This is a genomic window from Bradyrhizobium sp. SHOUNA76 (assembly GCF_023006445.1).
In the GTDB taxonomy this organism is placed as follows: domain Bacteria; phylum Pseudomonadota; class Alphaproteobacteria; order Rhizobiales; family Xanthobacteraceae; genus Bradyrhizobium.
The window spans coordinates 1-927 of sequence record NZ_JALBHA010000981.1 but is presented as its reverse complement, the minus strand read 5'-3'; the positions used below and the strand labels follow the sequence as shown (position 1 = coordinate 927).

2 protein-coding genes are annotated in these 927 nt (G+C 68.6%); one reads left to right on the top strand and one right to left on the bottom strand.

The window, feature by feature from the left end; genetic code table 11:
* On the bottom strand, positions 1-505 hold a 505-nt coding region (locus MOV74_RS39140), incomplete at its 3' end, for a DMT family transporter (protein ID WP_246932957.1).
* Between the two features lie 162 nt (positions 506-667).
* On the opposite strand from MOV74_RS39140, the gene MOV74_RS39135 reads away from it, so the two are divergent.
* On the top strand, positions 668-927 hold a 260-nt coding region (locus MOV74_RS39135; protein ID WP_246932959.1), incomplete at its 3' end, for a GntR family transcriptional regulator.

Genomic DNA, 927 nt, shown 5'->3' with positions numbered 1-927 from the left:
CGGCGCCTTCGGCATAGCCGAGCCCGCACAGCACGATGGCGGCGACCATCAGGAGATCGCCGGCAAGCGAGGCCGATCCGTCGCCGGACAAGGCAAAGCCGGCCACCGTGGCACTGCCGAGGATCGCAAACAGCCAGAACAGCGGCTGCGGCCGCTCGCCGCCGCGCAGCACGGCGAAGATCGCTGTCGACAATGGCAAGAGGCCGATGAAGACGATCGAATGCGCGGAGGTGATGTGCTGGAGCGCGAGCGCCGTCAGCAGGGGGAAGCCGACCACGACGCCGATCGCGACGATGACGAGCGAGGCGAGATCTTTTCGCCGCGGCCGCGCCTGACGGAGCAGGCCGAGTACGGCGACACCGATCAGCGCCGCGATGACCGCGCGCGCCGACGTCAGGAACAGCGCCGAGAAGCCGCCGACCGCCACCCGCGTCGCCGGCAACGAGCCGCTGAAGATGATGACGCCGAGAAGCCCGTTGCCCCAGCCGCTGCCCGCAGATTGCATGTCCGTCCCATTCTCCGGAGTCGCGACACTCCGCCATCGGCGGTGGCGAGAACAGTGACAATCCAGTACAATCCGGCAGAACTGTATGGGTATGGAAGGTCATACACTTTGGGCAGCGAGACGCAAACCGGAGGTCGCGGCGGCACGCGGACCATCGACGTGATGAGCGCGATCCGCGCCAAGGTCGCCGGCCGCGCGCTCAGCGCCGAGGACCGCCTGCCGTCGATCCGCAGCCTCGCCACAGCCATGAGCGTCTCGCCCTCCACGGTGGTGGAAGCCTATGAGCGCCTGGCGGCCGAAGGCCTGATCCGCGCCCGTCGCGGCTCCGGCTTCTATGTCTCGCCGACGATCATGCCGCCGCTTGCGCTTGCCGAAGCCGAGCCGCGGCGCGACCGGGAAGTCGATCCGTTCTGGGTCTCCAG